This window comes from Thermophilibacter sp. ZX-H3 (assembly GCF_052599055.1).
Genome location: NZ_JBQXES010000043.1, coordinates 1 through 1,174, shown reverse-complemented (window position 1 = coordinate 1,174; position 1,174 = coordinate 1). Strand labels below are relative to the sequence as shown.

The 1,174-nt window shown below is 72.3% G+C and carries 2 protein-coding genes; both read right to left on the bottom strand.

The window, feature by feature from the left end; all coding sequences use genetic code 11:
* Positions 1-8: 8 nt before the first annotated feature.
* Complete coding sequence (locus ACULPM_RS10950; RefSeq protein ID WP_167929711.1) at positions 9-629, bottom strand: transposase; 621 nt, start codon at positions 627-629, stop codon at positions 9-11.
* 22 nt (positions 630-651) lie between these two features.
* Positions 652-1,080, bottom strand: coding sequence for a transposase (locus ACULPM_RS10945; protein WP_167929712.1), 429 nt, complete (start codon positions 1,078-1,080; stop codon positions 652-654).
* Positions 1,081-1,174: the final 94 nt, after the last annotated feature.

Genomic DNA, 1,174 nt, shown 5'->3' with positions numbered 1-1,174 from the left:
TGTGGCCCCTAACGAGCGGCATAGTTAGTCATCCGCTCCCTCGTCGCCTCGGCGATCGCCGCTGCGACCCACTCCTCGTTCTCCCTCTTCTCCCTCCGCGCGTTCCTGAACCTCCTGCCCGGCCCCTGGGCGGAGAACGTCGAGGAGAGGAGCTCGGCCCTCGGCACGTGCCCGCGCGCGGCCTCGCCCAGCAGCTCCGAGGCGATCCCGGGCCCTCCCGGCGCGCGGTGCGAGTACCTCCAGCAGAACTCGTCCACGAAGCCCTGGAGCCTCGTCGCCGAGAGGCCGTGGTAGGTCCCCTGGACGTAGGCGCGCAGGTTCGAGATCACCTTGTGCGCCAGGCGCAGCCACGTCCCCGGCGCGCCGCCCGAGGGCGACCTGCCGGCCTCGGCGCGCGGCCACGACGCGACCGCGCAGCCTATGGGCAGGAAGCCGTCGAAGCGCACGCGGGCGAGCACGCTGACGCGGGCGCGGAGGAACTCCCGGTAGGAGCCCGCCGCCACGTCGGAAGCGACCCTGGCCGAGCAGCGGCCCGGGCCCCCGGGGCCGCCGGCCTCGACGGCGACGAGCAGGGGGACCTTCCCGCAGCCGCGGCCCACCCTCCCGGCGACCGTCGCCCCCAGGTACATCTCGTCGACCTCGACGGTCCCGTCAAGCCGCTTGAACCGACTCCGATCTGGCCATGGCGCCCCGGAGGCGCAGCAGCACGTAGCCGGCGGTGCGCTCGGAGACCCCGAGGTGCCTCGCGAGCTCGATCGCGGAGACCCCGCGCTTGGAGTGCGTCATCAGGTAGGCGGAGAGGAACCACTTCACGAGCGGCAGCTTGGTGCCCCTCATCGCGGTGCCCGCCGTCACCGAGAACTGCCTGGAGCAGCGCGTGCACTGCCACTTGTGGGACCGCCCCTTCACCCGCGAGCACCTGGCGTGCCCGCACGCCGGGCACAGGAACCCGTCAGGGAACATCCTGCGCAGAAGCTCCTCCTCGCAGGCCTCCTCGGTCCCGAAGCGCGCCATCCACTCGATCAGGGTCCCGTCCCCGCCGTTTGCCGCCGCCACGTCCCTGCCCGTCATGCTCGCCATCGCGACCTCCCTACGCCGTCGTGCCCCTCGCTGCGAGCGTACGCCGGCGACCGGACAGAAACTCAGGGGCTATGCTTCTCGTTAGGGGCCACAT

Coding starts and splice junctions, on each gene's coding strand:
- ACULPM_RS10950 (WP_167929711.1), bottom strand. CDS start 629: ATGTACCTGGGGGCGACGGTCGCCGGGAGGGTGGGCCGCGGCTGCGGG.
- ACULPM_RS10945 (WP_167929712.1), bottom strand. CDS start 1,080: ATGGCGAGCATGACGGGCAGGGACGTGGCGGCGGCAAACGGCGGGGAC.